Annotated in this window: 9 protein-coding genes and 3 tRNA genes; 5 read left to right on the forward strand and 7 right to left on the reverse strand. The window is 37.1% G+C overall.

Annotated features, from left to right (window positions below; genetic code table 11):
• Positions 1–30: 30 nt before the first annotated feature.
• The 3 genes from H560_RS0105665 to H560_RS0105675 all read right to left on the reverse strand — a co-directional run bounded on the left by H560_RS0105665 (position 31) and on the right by H560_RS0105675 (position 3,503).
• Positions 31–885 carry a glycosyltransferase family 2 protein gene (locus H560_RS0105665; protein WP_027379149.1) on the reverse strand — a complete coding sequence of 285 codons (855 nt, stop codon included), beginning with the start codon at positions 883–885 and terminating at the stop codon, positions 31–33.
• A gap of 81 nt (positions 886–966) precedes the next feature.
• Positions 967–2,367, reverse strand: coding sequence for an aspartate ammonia-lyase (aspA, locus tag H560_RS0105670; RefSeq protein WP_027379150.1), 1,401 nt, complete (start codon positions 2,365–2,367; stop codon positions 967–969).
• A 107-nt stretch (positions 2,368–2,474) separates the two neighbouring features.
• Positions 2,475–3,503, reverse strand: coding sequence for an N-acetylmuramoyl-L-alanine amidase (locus H560_RS0105675; protein ID WP_027379151.1), 1,029 nt, complete (start codon positions 3,501–3,503; stop codon positions 2,475–2,477).
• 137 nt (positions 3,504–3,640) lie between these two features.
• Here H560_RS0105675 and H560_RS0105685 point away from each other — a divergent pair.
• From H560_RS0105685 to H560_RS0105695, 3 genes are all read left to right on the forward strand, one after another.
• Positions 3,641–3,725, forward strand: a tRNA-Ser gene (locus tag H560_RS0105685).
• A 19-nt stretch (positions 3,726–3,744) separates the two neighbouring features.
• A tRNA-Pro gene (locus H560_RS0105690) sits at positions 3,745–3,819 on the forward strand.
• A 51-nt stretch (positions 3,820–3,870) separates the two neighbouring features.
• A tRNA-Arg gene (locus H560_RS0105695) sits at positions 3,871–3,944 on the forward strand.
• A 669-nt stretch (positions 3,945–4,613) separates the two neighbouring features.
• Here the strand turns inward: H560_RS0105695 and H560_RS0105700 are convergent.
• Complete coding sequence (locus H560_RS0105700) at positions 4,614–5,471, reverse strand: carbohydrate-binding module family 14 protein (protein ID WP_155844962.1); 858 nt, start codon at positions 5,469–5,471, stop codon at positions 4,614–4,616.
• Positions 5,472–5,487: 16 nt separating this feature from the next.
• Positions 5,488–6,963, reverse strand: coding sequence for a hypothetical protein (locus H560_RS22280; RefSeq protein WP_027379153.1), 1,476 nt, complete (start codon positions 6,961–6,963; stop codon positions 5,488–5,490).
• Positions 6,964–7,295: 332 nt separating this feature from the next.
• Between H560_RS22280 and H560_RS22285 the strand changes: the two genes are divergently transcribed.
• Positions 7,296–8,051 (forward strand): tetratricopeptide repeat protein, encoded by a 756-nt coding sequence (locus tag H560_RS22285; protein WP_155844963.1) that lies wholly within the window; start codon positions 7,296–7,298, stop codon positions 8,049–8,051.
• On the forward strand, positions 8,009–8,734 hold the full coding sequence (locus H560_RS22290) for a helix-turn-helix transcriptional regulator (protein WP_155844964.1): 726 nt from the start codon (positions 8,009–8,011) through the stop codon (positions 8,732–8,734). Before H560_RS22285 ends, H560_RS22290 begins: the two co-directional genes overlap by 43 nt.
• 82 nt (positions 8,735–8,816) lie before the next feature.
• Here the strand turns inward: H560_RS22290 and H560_RS0105720 are convergent, their stop codons facing one another.
• Together H560_RS0105720 and H560_RS0105725 are read right to left on the reverse strand one after the other, a co-directional pair.
• On the reverse strand, positions 8,817–9,233 hold the full coding sequence (locus H560_RS0105720) for a hypothetical protein (RefSeq protein ID WP_027379156.1): 417 nt from the start codon (positions 9,231–9,233) through the stop codon (positions 8,817–8,819).
• Positions 9,211–15,735, reverse strand: coding sequence for an RHS repeat-associated core domain-containing protein (locus H560_RS0105725; protein ID WP_081413927.1), 6,525 nt, complete (start codon positions 15,733–15,735; stop codon positions 9,211–9,213). The genes H560_RS0105720 and H560_RS0105725 overlap by 23 nt, the downstream gene beginning before the upstream one ends.
• Between the last annotated feature and the right edge of the window lie 22 nt (positions 15,736–15,757).

Consider the following 15,757-nt stretch of genomic DNA (forward strand, 5'->3'; position numbering starts at 1 on the left):
TCTGAATTTCTGCGGAATAACAATTTCACTTTACATCTTCAGCCATTTTTTCTTCAGCATTTTCCAGCGTTGATTGTTGATGATTTTTTGCTCCTTTTTTGAAATTTTTAATTCTAGTTTTTGAGAACGGCAGTATTCATAGGATTTAATTATTTTAAAGAAAAAAGACACGGATTTACTTTTCATTGCTTCCTTTGAAGAGGCGATGTAAGCCAGAAACCTGTTCAGCCCTAAAAAATAAAAATATCTTCCGTAATAATCCGCCGGCTTTATGGTGTAATCTATGCCTTTTACTTTGATTAATTGTACATGGAGCTCGGGCAGCACAACTTCTTTCCAGCCAAGATTTTCAAGTAAAATAGAATCGATATTATCCCAGCCTAAGGTTTCGCGTAAGCCTTCCATTTCAATGAAACTTTCTCTACGGTACGCTTTCATCGGGCCACGTACATGATGTTTGCTGGAATTCCCTTCATAAACCCAGCTTCCATTTTTTTCGATGTATAAAAGTCCGCCGACAAGGCCGTATTTTGGATTATTTTTGAAAGCATTTTCAATCGTTTCAAGATAATTTTCCGGCAGAATTATGTCAGCATCAAATTTACAGATAACATCAAAATTAGCAATATCTTGGGTTTTCAAACCATTTTTAAAAGCATTAACAACCTTTGATCCCGGCTGATGTGCAGATTTTTCCAGATTAACAGTTTCAAAACGGAAATCCTGTCCAATATATCTTTGTATAACCTGAGAGGTTCCGTCCGTGGATCCGTCATTAACGATCACAACTTTAAAATCCTTAAAACTCTGGCGTTGTAAAGAATCTAGCGTGAAGGAAAGATTATCTTCCTCGTTATGGGCAGGAATTATAATTAAAAATTTCAAGGTGAAATGATAAAATGATGAATAAAAAAAAGACAAACGACAATTGAAATATTTACATCAATTATCGTTTACCCATTAATTTTATTTATTGTGAGGTTTCAACATGTTTCGAGGGTCAAGAATCTCATCCAACTTCTCCTGTGAAAGCAGGTTTTTCTCCAGCACAAGGTTGTAAACACTTTTCCCGCTTTCCAATGCTTCTTTTGCAATTTCAGTGGATTGCTTGTAGCCGATATATGGGTTAAGCGCCGTTACAATTCCGATGCTGTGTTTCACCATATTCAGGCAGACTTCCTTGTTCGCAGTGATCCCAACAATGCATTTTTCACGTAACGTATCCAGTGCATTGCAAAGGAAATGAATATTTTCCATAATGGAATGGCAAAGTACCGGTTCCATTACATTCAGCTGCAATTGGCCTGCTTCCGCCGCGAAGGTTACCGTAAGATCATTTCCGATTACCTTAAAACAAACCTGATTTACCACTTCCGGAATAACAGGGTTTACCTTTCCGGGCATGATGGATGATCCCGGCTGCATTGGCGGAAGGTTAATCTCAAAAAGTCCCGCTCTAGGCCCTGAAGAAAGCAGTCTTAAATCATTACAAATTTTTGAAAGCTTTACCGCAAGACGCTTCGTTGCAGAAGAATAAATTACATAAGATCCCGTATCCGGGGTTGCCTCCACCAAATCCGGTGCGGAAATTACAGGAAACCCTGTAAGCTGAGCTAAGTTTTTCGCGCAAAGTGTCGCATAACCCACCGGAGCATTTAATCCTGTTCCGATTGCGGTAGCGCCCATATTTACTTCTACAAAAAGATTCGCGTTATTATTTAGTTTTGAAATATCTTCTTCCAAAGTAGCGGCAAAGGCTTCAAATTCCTGCCCTAACGTCATGGGAACAGCATCCTGAAGCTGGGTTCTCCCCATTTTGATGACATCATGGAATTCTTTTCCTTTTGCCCTGAAAGCCTCAACTATTTTTTCAAGCTTTTCAACCAGATCTGCGTTCATCTGAAGCAATCCCATTTTGATAGCAGTAGGATATGCGTCATTCGTAGATTGAGAAAGATTAACATGATCATTTGGCGAACAAAACTGGTACTGCCCTTTATTTTTGCCTAGTTTTTCCAAAACTCTGTTGGCAATCACTTCATTGGCATTCATGTTAATTGAAGTTCCTGCGCCGCCCTGAATCATATCTACAGGAAACTGCTCATGCAGCTCTCCGGCAATTAATTCATCGCAAGCTTCTGCAATTTTAAAGTATAACTCCTCTTCAAGTAAGCCTAATTCATAATTTGTCTTAGCTGCTGCTTTCTTTACGTAAGCCAGTCCTCTGATAAACTGTGGATAGGAAGACAAAAGCTGCCCGGAAATTTTAAAATTATTAATTGCCCTCTGCGTCTGAACTCCATAATAAGCATTTACCGGAACTTCCAGTTCACCTAATAAATCGCTCTCTTTTCTGAAATTTTCCATAATTATTTAATTAATGTACTAATTCAGCAGTGTATCAATGTAACAATACTTCAAGATCTTAGTGTATTGTTCCATGATTACATTGCTATATTGCTAAATTTTTACACTTATTTTACCGGATATTTTTGTATTAAGGCCTGTAAAATGGCAAAAGTTTCTGCATCCATGATCCCGTCATAGTTTTGTGGACGGAAATGATACTGGAAGGCTTCAATTGTTTTCTTTGTAGCGTCATCCCATTTCCCGCTCAGATCAATCCCATAACCGAATTTCTGCAATTGGGTTTGAACATTATAAATAAATGAAGGGTCGTTATACTTCGTCTGGAAATCCGTAGAAACAGCTAAATCATAATAGCTCTGCTTGGATGCCTCATCATACCACATCCCGATTTGGTATTCGTCATATAATTTTTTCCAAGGAAACATTGGTCCCGGATCCTGTTTTCTTGTAGGAGCAATATCAGAATGCGCCAATACATTAGTAGCAGGAATCTGGTATCTAGTGATAATATCTTTTGCTAAAGCTGCCACTTTTCTCACCTGAGCATCATCAAATGCGGCAAAAACTCTTTGTCCTGAGGCATCGGTTGTGTATCCTGTATTTACAATTTCAATCCCGATGGAAGTATCATTCAGGTTTTTATCAGCTCTCCAGGCGCTTACTCCTGCGTGATAGGAACGTTTGTTTTCATCTACCAGCTGATAAATCTCGTTGTCACCGGTGTTGTTTACCAGGTAATGAGCACTCACTGCCTGCTGGGTAAGGACGGTAATGGATTTATCATCCGGAAGTGCCGTATAATGAAGAATTAAATATCTCTGTCTGAAATTTTGTGCAATAGCAGGAAAATAGGTTTTTACCACTTTATATCCTGCAGGTTTTGCAGAGACAATTGAGCCGTAGCTTGCAGTGTTGTCATTTTTTGCCGGATCAGCAATATTGGTGGTATAAAATTCTACTCCGCGCTCATTTGTAATTTGCGTTTTTGGTTTTTCCGGAGTCGGTGTTTTAACAGCTGTTTTTGGCTTTACCACAGGTGTTTTGGGAATGTACTGCCTATTTTTGCTGCTTGGCTGCGAGGTGCATGAAAACACAAATACGCTTAATCCGATGATATATAATGTCTTACGCATCAGTTTGGTTTTTTAATGGTTTATTACCTCAAAAATACACAAATTTTTCTTGAAAAATATTTGGTAAATAAAGAAATCTATTCTATATTTGCACTCGCAATAAAGGAACAACGATCATTAAAAAACGAAGATAAACAGGAGGGTTGCCGGAGTGGTTAACGGAGCAGTTTGCTAAACTGTCGACGCGAAAGTGTCGCAAGGGTTCGAATCCCTTACCCTCCGCTTTCCTATATATCTTTTTCGGGGCGTAGCGTAGTCCGGTCATCGCGCCTGGTTTGGGACCAGGAGGTCGCAGGTTCGAATCCTGCCGCCCCGACTTTATTTTAAAAACGCGCTTATTACTAACTAAGCGAGAATCAACTTTTAAGGGTGCGTAGCTCAGCTGGATAGAGCATCTGCCTTCTAAGCAGACGGTCAAAGGTTCGAATCCTTTCGCGCTCACTTAAGGAGACAAAATTTATTTTTGTCTCCTTTTTTTATGACTAAAATCTTCGTGTTAAGTCTTACTGTCAGGCCTTTAAGGAATATGATACTGATTGAAATTAGTGATTATACCCGTATAGAATATTCTTCAATAATACCTAAACCATCTCTTTATAATATTTTATATCATTAATCTATTGAAAACTTTTTGATTACTTAAAAAGTTGAGCCGAAGGACATAAGTACCTCCGGCTCAAACCAAAACACTAGATATGAAATAACAATTTTTATATAAATTTTATAGATATTGCGGTTATGTATTGTGCATCATATTATATTTTAAAAACATGATTGGATGAAAATCACTGAATCTGTAGTGATTACAACATATGATGTCAAATTATTAAATATATCTTTGATAGTAAGCTCCTGATAGGTTGAGATATTGTATATTAAATTTGTATTTTTTTCGGAACATACTGTATATGATAATATATTTAAAAAAGACAACAGGGGAAGGAGTGAAAAATAAAGTATCCCCTGCGTCCAAGCACAAAAACTAAATGAAAAACAGAAATGTAAAAGAGCGTTTATTTATTCTGTTTTTACTTATAATTTATAATGATTTGTAAGACAAGTAATATAGATTTTCTGACTTCTCTATTAATCATTCAATTACTGATTATACTACTTTTGAATACATTTTTGCTGCGCCTTATCAAATACCTGACCATCTGCGCATCGTAAAATATATTGAAGCCAGTTATTATTCTGATATATACAGTAATGGAACCAATTGGGATCAATAGGATTTACATGGTATCCAGCCGAAGTACAAACTATTGCCTGTGGTGCAGTGGTATTATATGCCACATTCACTGAAAGTGTACAAGCTTTCCCTCCAATATTGATAACAAAGTTTGCAGTACCTCCTGTATTAGGTGTTCCTGTAATAGTATAAGTTAGTGTTCCGTTTCCGTTGGCAAAATTTCCTGCGGCTAAGGTCGCCGTTAAACCTGTTACTCCTGTAGAAGTTACTGTTTGTCCGTTATGAGATCCTCCATTAGCTCCTGTATAAGGTATCACTGATGAAACTCCAGAGGCAGCAATTCTTGCTGTTAATGTACCATTGTTTGTAGCTCCTGCGCAATTGATGATTCCACCGATACTTCCTACAGCTCCTGTCACAGTTCTCGTTAGTGTACATGTACGCCCTCCAATATTTATTGCAAAGTTTGCTGTTCCTGCAGCAGATGGTGTTCCGGTGATGGTATAGGTAAGGTTTCCGTTTCCATTTGCAAAACTTCCCGCAGATAAGGTGGCCGTTAAACCTGTTACTCCTGTAGAGGCTACCGTCTGCCCTCCATGAGACCCTCCATTCCCGCCTGTATATGGGATAACAGACGTCACTCCGGATGCAACAACTCCACTTGTTAAATTACCATTATTTGTAGCGCTCCCACAGGTAATTCCGGTAACCGTTCCCGGTGTAGGAGTGCTCGTTCCACAGGTAGATACCCACGCCGATGAGTTCCAGAAATCCATACAATTTGTATTGGTATTATAGATCATTAAACCAGCCGGTCTGCTGGCAGCTGGCAGCTGGAATGGCATCTCTTTGAGCGGCTGTAAGTCGTGGGGGTAAAAAGCCTTTATCGGTAGAAGATAACTCAAGGACAGCCCTCGAAGCCGGTGTAGTTGTTCCTATCCCAACGTTTCCGGAAGGCAACATAGTTGCTACCGTTGTCAATACCTGTCCGTCATCGCCATACGTACCCTTAGAATTTGACCCTACATTGAACTGTAATCCATCTTCAGCACCGGATGCATTAATAGAAGGGAAACGTGGCCCTACATTAAACCAGATATTATCCCAGCTACCGCTATTTTGAGAATTTTTAAGACCAAAAGTTGTCCCAACAATATCAAACTTTGCCAACGGGGTTGTCGTACCTACCCCAACTCTGTCATTAGCTGCATCTACGGAAAAGGTATTCTCGTCTACAGAAAATGCATTGGTTGTAGTTCCTGTAAATGTTAAAGAATTAGCTCCCTGCGTCACTGTTCTATCTCCTGTAAGACTACCATTTATATTATAAATATTAGTATCTGCGAGCACAGAATTCAATTTACTCCATGCTGTTCCATCAAAATGATAGTACCCTGCAACATCAATATTTGCAGCTGTACCCGTTGCGGTACCGGTAGTAACATCATTTACATAAATCAGCGTAGAAGTAGGAATCTCAGTCATACTTTGCGCTCTCTGCCTGTCTACTCTTGGGATTAGCAACCCATCAACATTAGTAGAAGTTCCTGTTGCATTTTTTGCCATAATATCTACTGTAGAAGCTGGATTTGTTGTTCCTATTCCTACTGTTCCGTTTGCCATTATTCTCATTTGTTCAGCTCCATTCCTGCCAATAACAAAAGGTCCTCCTGATCGGTTATCTAGATAACCTTTAGCTCCTTCTCCAAAAATAGCCGAACCATTATCCACCCCTAAATAAATATTACCGGCCCCAGCACCAATACGGATATCCTTACGGCTGTTTTCTTCAGTATTTGAGTTTAAAAAATTAGTACGGGTAATACCATTGTTGTTAGTATCCACAGTAAATGCGCCGGTAGTTCCTCTAAAGGTTAAGTTTTTACCTTCCATCGTTACGGTTCTACCTGCTGTAAGGGTTCCGTTTGAGTTGTAGATATTTGTGTTTTCCTCGTTCATTTTAACCCATTCGGTTCCATTAAAGTAATAATATCCTACCATGTCAATATTTACAGCAGTTCCTGTTGTAGTTCCTGTGGTAATACTGTCAACATAAATAAGCGTGGAGATTGGCACATTTGTCATACTTTGTGCTCTCTGCCTGTCTACTCTGGAAATTAATAACCCGTCTACATTTGCAGATGTACCGGTTGCATTCTTTGCAGTAATATCTAATGTGGATGAAGGGTCGGGAGTATTAATTCCGACCTGTGAAAATGCTAATGATGAAAATATCATTGCACTCATAATAAATACATTTTTTTTCATTGCTTAAATTTTACATTCTTAAAATTTTCTTTTTTGTGTGTTTAGAATCGTATCTCCAAAACAGGCTTTCTGTTTTCGAAATCATTGATGAAAATGTGTTTGCAAAACTAGATACTTTAAGCTGGAAAATCTGCACTACAGTTATACTTTAAATTCATAATAATCTAAAAACCAATAATTTAATTTAAAAATTGAAGTATAAGTGTAGTGCATTAAAAATTAGATTTATTTTCTTTTTCATTAAATAAATTCATGAGTTTGGGTAATTTTCACTAATTTTTCGGTAAAATTTACTATTCCAATAAATAAATTCCACCGATGGAAACCACTTTATGAAAATATACATGCTATTCTTGTTGTTTTTTGTGGCCTGGTGTCCGGCGCAGATGTATTCAGTAAGTGAACTGGACAGCATTACTAATAGCCATAAAACAAAAGGTGATATAGGTCTTGCGGTTGATTTTAATCAAAAAGCATTAAAGCAATACAATAAGAATCATAATATGGAGGGAATTGCTGCCGCAAATATCAATCTCGGGAATCTTCTCTGCACTCTCAATCAATATGCTGAAAGCATCATTTATCTTGATAAGGCAAAATCTGAAATATCTGAAGTGGAAAATCCTTATCTGCAGACCAGATTGTATAATGAGTATGGAAGAAACTATTCTTTATTAGGTTTATTTGCCAAAGGGAATGAGTATTTTAACAAAGCTATCAGCAAGGCTCGAAAGATTCCGAATCAAAAAGAGAAAAACCATCAGCTCTATTTCAGCTACACCTGGAAATGGTATAATTTCGAATATTTAAAAAAAATGGATTCTGTATACAAAATGCAGAAAAAATGTCTGGAAATTGCTCAAGAGCCAATTATTTACGTGAAAGCAGCCGGAAGATTTATTGATCAGAAAAAACATCTTGATTCTGCTGAATATTATCTGGAAAAAGCAGTTCCTTTATTTGAAAAAAGTCCCGCAGATCAAAAGGCTATGACGTTACTTCTTTTTGGTGATTTATATATTGAAAAAAAGAGTACCAGAAAGCTTTGGATTATTATTTTAAGTCACTTGCCATTTCTCAGGCCATGAAACGCAAGGATCATATAAGAAATGTCTATAAAAGAATTTCAAAAACTTACAAAATCCTCCATGACCAGCAAAAAGCTGATGAATATTTTAGAAATTACTCATTTTTAAATGACAGTATAAATGATAAGGAGAAGGAAGTATTACATGTTATTGTAGAACAGTTAGCACAAGAAAAAAAACAAGAAGAAACAGATAAGAAAAAGCTTTATATAATGCTTTTACTTATTTTGCTCATTTTTGCGGGTCTTTTATATTTTTTACGTAGAGCCTATATAAAAAAACAAAAGAAAAAAGATGAGCTGATTCAAAGTAAAAATGATCTGATTGAGAAAAAAGATGAACTAATCGGGATAAAATCACAAGAAGCCAACCTTTTGAAAAAGAAAGTGAATGACGCATTTCCACAGCTTATCAAGCTGGCCAAGACAAATGACCCTTTTTTCATCATACGTTTTAAAGAAGTATATCCCGAATTTTGTGAAAAGCTACTCTCTGAACATCCTGATCTTAAAGACAGTGAACTAAAGATTTCTGCTTTTTTAAGGCTGAATCTCACCAATAAGGAAATTGGTCAATATGAAAATATAAGCCTCCGCGCTGTAGAAACCAGAAAGTATCGGTTGAAAAAGAAATTAGGGCTTGCTCCTGAAGAGGATCTTATAAAATGGATTCAGCAGTTATAACATTATTTCTTTTTTTACTTTACTGTAAAAATAAAGAGGCTGCCTTAAAAGGGCAGCCTCTTCTAATTTAAAGCTATTAAATTTATTCTCTAGTAAAATAAAATGTTTGAGAATTATAGGAAACTTTTACTGTATCCTTACTGTTAACAGATTTGATTTCTTTCTTAAAAATATTTTGATCTTCAGTATCTTTCGACAGCTTACCATATTTACTTGATTCTATATTAAAATCAAATCCTTTTAAGTTTTCAAATCTTACTATAACAGCTTTTTTCTTTTCTCTTACTTTAGTTTCAATAACGCCAACCTTCAAAAGAATAGTATCCGATTGATTAACAACAATAGCGTCATAATCATTAAAAGATGTTCTTTTACCGCCAACTAATTTGTACTTAATATAGCTTCCGCCAGGGCATGCAGTCAACAACAAACAAGCGAGCAGAAAGAAACTAATTCTCAATGTTTTTTTCATTTTATTATAATTTAATGCAGTTTCCATTAGTGTCTGTAATTGTACATCCCCCAATCTGCTGAAGTTTATACTCAGCATCGAACTCGTTATACTGCATACCTTCATTTTTATACTCCACGTAAGGTTCTATACCCATAAATGTACGTAAAATCCATTGTTCGATAATACCATGCATCTGAAATACAGCCCAACCTTGAGGCCTTGGAGCATGACTATTGCCTCTGTAATAATTCTGACCACGATACTGCTGAACATAATGTGCAAATTCATGCCCGTACACATTTGGGTTATTTACATCATTTCTATTCATTCCTATATTTTCACCGATGGTGATTGACGAAAATAAATTAGGAATAATACCACCGTGTCTCCACATTAATCTTTTTGTAGGTGTACTGAATTTTGTAGATAATTCTTCTACGCATCCCAGATTTTCTTTTTTCGGCATATAAACAGCTCCCAGAAGTGCTATGTTTGCAATAGTTTGTGATGCACTTCCAATAGCTCCATTGATCATGCCTCTCTTCATACCATCACCTACGTTGCCCCCACTTATTGCTGCTGCTACGGTTCCTGACACACTTCCAAGCAATGCTCCTGTTCCTGAATTATAGATAAGTTCACCAGCAACATTAGAAAGGTATCCTCCGTTTTCGAATGCACTGAAGTTTTCCATTTTTCCTCCAAGATATCCGCTTACCAATCCTGATACTACAGTTGCCCAACCAATTTTATCTCCCATAACTAAGCCTGTTCCTACCTGCGAAGCTACACTTGTAAGCATATTCATGGTAGAACTCTGCCAGAAGGAACCTGCAGCTGAAGCCCCCGCAGCAGCTCCAATACCACCGCTTATAGCCCCCGTTACTGCACCATATAATGCAGATTTACTGGCAGCCCTTAAATTCCAGCTTCCATTAAGAAGTGCCGGAATGGAATACGTCACCACTGCAATTGCCGAACCGATTAATGCTCCGTAAAGCATCCCCAACCCGATAGCCGCTAATGTAATAGGCTCTTCTCCTGACGGATCTGTATAAAGCAAAGGATTATTCAATACGTATCCATATCTGTTATAACTCTGAGTATTATAAGGATCCGAAACAAAGTTGTCTACCGATAAGAAAGTATGCAATTTAGGATCATACATTCTTCCGTTCATATGGATAAGACCAACAGCAAAGAAATGTTCGTGCCCGGTATATCCTCTTTCTAAAAGTGTCTGTTGTGGAGCTATTGCAATACCATTTCCATCAACAATCTTTACAATATTTCCCCATGCATCAAAATGTCTTTTTTCTTCAACATTTCCTACTTCATCTGAAAAAGCCAGGACACTTCCCTGATAATCTCTGTGAATATAATGAAGCGCTGCCCTTGTGAGGCCAGATACCGTGAAATCCTGGATGTAAACTGCCTGTGCTGTATATGCATCCCCTCCGATATAGGTGTAAATTTTAGTACTTATAAAGTTGGCATTTGGCCTGCCTATCTGATTGAGATGCAACACTTCAACAGATTTGTCATCTGAATATATTTTATTTTTCTCATATATCAGATAGCTTGGTATATAATCGTACGCTGATGTTGCTTTTTTCTGATGAATATTATAGTTAAATAATACATGAGCAAAGCCATCCTGGGAAATTTTTACCGGAAGCCTATTTGCATTGTACTCTATCTGCTGAAGCTGGTTTACGCTGTAATATGCGTCTCCTGCCGCATTCAGGGCGATTGTACCCTTTCGGTATCTGTTTCCCGGAACATATTTATAATCTCCTACATCGCTGTTTTTATCGATTCTTCCGTAATTATCATAGGTATGAGTCTGTGTCCCGTTAGGATCCGTCCAGGAAGTTAAGCGTAAAAGATTATCATACTCAAATATTTCATTCCATCCTCCCGGCTGGATTGCATTATTGGATCTTGAATTTAGCGTTCCAAAAAGGACATTGAAGCTATATGTATTATTTACCACAGCAACGCTGCTTGAATTGGTATGATTAATACTCGTTAGATAATAATTGCTGTCATAAGCATTAGCTACCTGTACTCCGTTTCCTAATGTAGAGCTAAGAACCTGCCCCTTTTCATTAATATCATTTAATTTCCAGATGACAGTTCCCGTAGCAACATCTTTTATTTTTTCCAAATCTCCGGAAGCAGCATACACATTTTCTATTTTGAAGCTGCTCACATTCGAGCTGGAATGTGTCTCTGTAAGCTCGGTGTTTATTCTTCCGAAATCATCAAAAGTATATATCTTATCTATTGTAACTCCTGCAATTGTTTCGGTTTTCTTTTTGTTTCGGAAATAGGTATCATATTCATAAGTAAATGAATTGCCTATTCCGTTTGATGTTCCGGCTTCTGAGGTTAATAACCCATTGGTATCATAAGTAAAATTGGCTCTGATGTCCGTATTATCTCCCTGAACCTTTTTGGTGGCTACTCTTCCATACGCATCATAAGTGTAGGTGGTTTTACCCTTCGGATTTTCTTCCGTAAGAAGCTGCCCAAAATTATCATAAGTATAAGTATAATCTCCACCTACGGAAGGGTCTGACATTTTGGTTTTTGCACCCCATCCATTCTGCTCTATGCTTACAATATGCCCACCATAATTTGCGGATTTTAAATTTCCGTTAGCAAAATAAGTATAGTTTATCTCACCGCCGTTATCTGCCATTTTCACCTTATTTCCCCAGGCATCATTGGTAACGGTCTGCACTTTTTGTCCGTCTACAACGGTTGATGACAATCCACTATATGATGAAGTCACAACTTTTCCTGTAGGGAAAGTAACTTTTTTACCTCTTCCGTATTCATCAAATTCAGAAATTGTCCACCTGGTTGCAGTATTGGTAGAAAAATAAGGGTCACTTTTTTTATGAGGTCTGTCTAATACGTCATATTCAGTACGCCTGTCTATCCATTTATTGTTAATACTCAACTCCCTTTCCAGGCGTTTTCTTCCCCAAACATCGGTGTATGTCTCTTTAATGGCACCTGTAGGATCCGTAACTCTAAACTTTATCCCGTTTAAAAATTCACTGCTTGTGATCCATTCGTAGTTGTATAGAGTTTCTTTATTATAAAAGTCTGTTTCTTTGGTTTTTTTCTGCCATCCGTCGTAGGTATATGAGAAAGTCTGGTTCAGATAATTTGTTTTGGATAATAAAAGGCCAAAATTAAAATCATAATTCATTTTGTCTTTAAATCCTAAAACATTGGTAGTCTGAACGATATATCTTCCGGATATATCATACTGCATGGCTTCCACCCTTGGCGTCATCCCGGCAACAGAAAGTGTTTTTTGGGACATATTCCCATAATCATCATACAGGTAATCTTCCACCAGATAATCTGTCCCGTTTCCTTTTTTCTTTAGCTGCGTAAGGTAAATTCCGGAATACACAAATTGCTGCTCAGTGGAAAATGTCTCCGTTCCGAGTGTTTTTGTAACCGTTTTTTTAAGAGGTCTTCCTATATAATACTGATTAGAAATGCCTCCAGGATTATTATCAAATTCAAAAGTTGTTACTTTTTCACCTCCGGGAGCTACATCTTTTGCTTTCTTAAGATTGTAAAAGCTGTCGTACTCTTCATATATTGTAGATCTTGTGATACCCGTCAGATTATCAATTTGGTCAGACTGGGAGATCATGTTTACAAAAACCTTATTGGATAATAGGGATGTATTATAGGATTTAGTGCTTTTTGTAATAAAATTAGTAGGCGAGTTGTAATCTACAAATCCTTTCAGAAGATATGATTCTACATTTGCACCACGTTTTAGCATGTCTTGCTTGGTGATCGTCCACATAATATCATTGGAATTTGTACTTCCAGAATATACCGAAGATGTTGCATTTCCTTTAAATCCTAAAAAGCCAAATCCGTCCAGATGCATTACAGCTCCCTTATATCTGAAATCCTGAATTTTGGTTTCACTTCCAAAACTTTTTGAGACTTTACTTACTACCAGTGTGGAAGGGGAAACATTAATATTAACATAAGGATAAGTCTCCGCTGTATCATCGGTATAAACTCCATTACCATTATCAATTACAGGGCTGTATGTAATGCTGGTTAATATGTCATTTTCTTTTACTCTCTTTAACAAAACATCCGTTCTGTTATCTTTTTTGAAAGTAATATATTTTATTTTATCCGCACCGAAAAATGCATAATCCAAATTCTGGTTTATCGCATTCTGATTAGACAGGAACATTGGTGAGCCATTCACTGTGCTGCCTCCGTACGTGTAATTATTCTGCCATGTATCAACTGCCGCTGAAAATTCCGGGTTACCATTGATATCATTATTCATGTTATACCAAACAATACCCTGATCTCTGATTGTATAATTTGAGCCATAAGTCTGGTAAGGATAATTCCATTGACCTCCATTAGGATAATTATGAGGAGCAAGGATTCTGTGAGAGAAAATATCTCCTTTACCGTCACCGTTAATATCTGCAAAGTTGAAATAAATGCTTTCCTGCATATATCCACACAGCATTCCTCCTCCTGCAGCAGGATAACATTGATTAGCAATCCAGGACTTACGGTATTTCACCCCAATATCCTTTACAGTAGTCTTAAGATCTTCGCCATTGGCTATAATAAAGAACCAGTTACTGTTATCATCAGCAATAGGAATTACCAAATCTGTTTTCCCGTCACCATTCATATCTGAAGTGTAATGTGGGAAATCTGCTTTGATCAAATTACTGGAAACAGAGATTTTTTGTTCAAAAACTCCGTTTTTCATTCCGAAAACATATACAATCCCCGGATTTACTACATACAGATCAGACATTCCGTCACCTTCAAAATCCGCAACATAGATTTTAGAAGAAGACTTAATAACATTATTCCAACCTATAGATTGAGGCTGCTGAACAGCGCTGTTATTGGCATCCATCTTTAACAGGAAAGCCTGGGCATAATCTGTATAGTAGCTCTCATCGCAACATCCTGTTGGTATCCCTTCTCCAGGATTCTCACTCGGATCCGTACTTGGATCCAGCGGGCCGCCCGGACCATTATTACAAACTGTAGGATAGTATGTATAATAAGGAAGTGTAATAGTAAGGATATCAGAAATACCATCTCCGTCGAAATCTCCGGAAAAGTACTTTTTCGGCATCTTTGAATAGTATATATCATTACCTCCTATCGCAAAACATCTCTGATTCTGGATAGTAGGGAAAGTATATGAATTGCTAAATGCAAGATCTAATGTGCTGGAACTTGTATTTGTAGTATAATTATTGATTTTAATAACTTCCGAATCTGTAGTTATTCCCGTACTTTCAACCAATGTTGAAACAGCATCAAGATTATTAAACTTATTATTAGGAAGTACTATTTTAGTGGAAAAAACTTCGGTAAATTTTTCAACATTATTCAAGCTACCGCTGACATTGGATGTAGCAATTGTTAATTGACTTGAATTAAATCGATATAATTTATCCTTGGAATTTGGATAGGTCATGAAATCCAATGCTCCATCCCTGTCAAAATACCCGGAAACATATTGCCAGTTTGAGGTGTCAAAACCAGGAGAAACATTACTAATAATTGCATTTGGATCATTAATGACACCATTTTGCGTTGTATCATATTCAAAGGTAATGGGTTTCAAACTTTCATTGACCCCGTTAAACTCCTGAACCTGCACTAAACGGTCATAATTCAAAGATGTAGTGTTATATGTAAGTTGGTATTTTCTGTACAGTTGGTTTCCTCCTAAAACTTCTACCTTGTCCAGTTTTTTGTTTATTCTGATCCTTCTTGGCGAACTGTAAATGAAATTTACTTCATTACGTGTTACATCTTTATAATAAAAATTAATTGTATTAATAACGCTTGAAGGATTGAGCGAAGAATTATTACCGTATTGAATTGATTTTATATAAATATTACTGTCATAACTTTCATACAGAAATTTTATTCTGTTGAAGTTTGCATCTTCAATCTGGTTGATTTTCCATTCGAATGTATTTCCTGCCTGATTATTGTCTGAGTAGCCATATCTTGCCACTTTTCCATCCGGATAATACACCAAAAAATATAACGGACCGCCTACGATCTGTCCGTGGGAGGTAATTTTTAGATTAGAGTAATTTTCTGTTTGATATTCTGCACCATCCTGACCATAAGTACCAGACTTTAGTACCAATCTCTGTCCATCTAATGCGAACCTGTCATAGGAGTCGTAATCCACCCCATCCATCATTCCATCATGAAATTTTGTAGACGGAATTCTTGTAATTGATGAAACACCGGTAATATTCCAGCCCCATCCTGCAATACCATTTCCACCCTGATGGGAATATGAGAGAGCAATTTCAGGAATCATTTCTTTAATACCCGGCAATGTTTTAATAGGCACCGTGTAGTTGGCTCCCCCACCGGGTGACACCGAAAAGCTACCGGCAGTCTGCCCTACGCCCTGTGCATTCAAAATATTCATCATACTGATTAACAGCATGACAAACAGTGAGAGTTTTTTTCTCATTGCAATTAATTAGTTTTGTTTC

Source organism: Chryseobacterium daeguense DSM 19388 (assembly GCF_000430825.1).
Taxonomy (GTDB): domain Bacteria; phylum Bacteroidota; class Bacteroidia; order Flavobacteriales; family Weeksellaceae; genus Chryseobacterium; species Chryseobacterium daeguense.

Excerpts from the sequence above, each read along its gene's own strand:
- aspA (WP_027379150.1), bottom strand. The coding sequence starts at position 2,367 with ATGGAAAATTTCAGAAAAGAGAGCGATTTATTAGGTGAACTGGAAGTT.
- H560_RS0105675 (WP_027379151.1), bottom strand. The coding sequence starts at position 3,503 with ATGCGTAAGACATTATATATCATCGGATTAAGCGTATTTGTGTTTTCA.
- H560_RS0105700 (WP_155844962.1), bottom strand. The coding sequence starts at position 5,471 with ATGGATTTCTGGAACTCATCGGCGTGGGTATCTACCTGTGGAACGAGC.
- H560_RS22280 (WP_027379153.1), bottom strand. The coding sequence starts at position 6,963 with ATGAAAAAAAATGTATTTATTATGAGTGCAATGATATTTTCATCATTA.
- H560_RS22285 (WP_155844963.1), top strand. The coding sequence starts at position 7,296 with ATGAAAATATACATGCTATTCTTGTTGTTTTTTGTGGCCTGGTGTCCG.
- H560_RS0105720 (WP_027379156.1), bottom strand. The coding sequence starts at position 9,233 with ATGGAAACTGCATTAAATTATAATAAAATGAAAAAAACATTGAGAATT.
- H560_RS0105725 (WP_081413927.1), bottom strand. The coding sequence starts at position 15,735 with ATGAGAAAAAAACTCTCACTGTTTGTCATGCTGTTAATCAGTATGATG.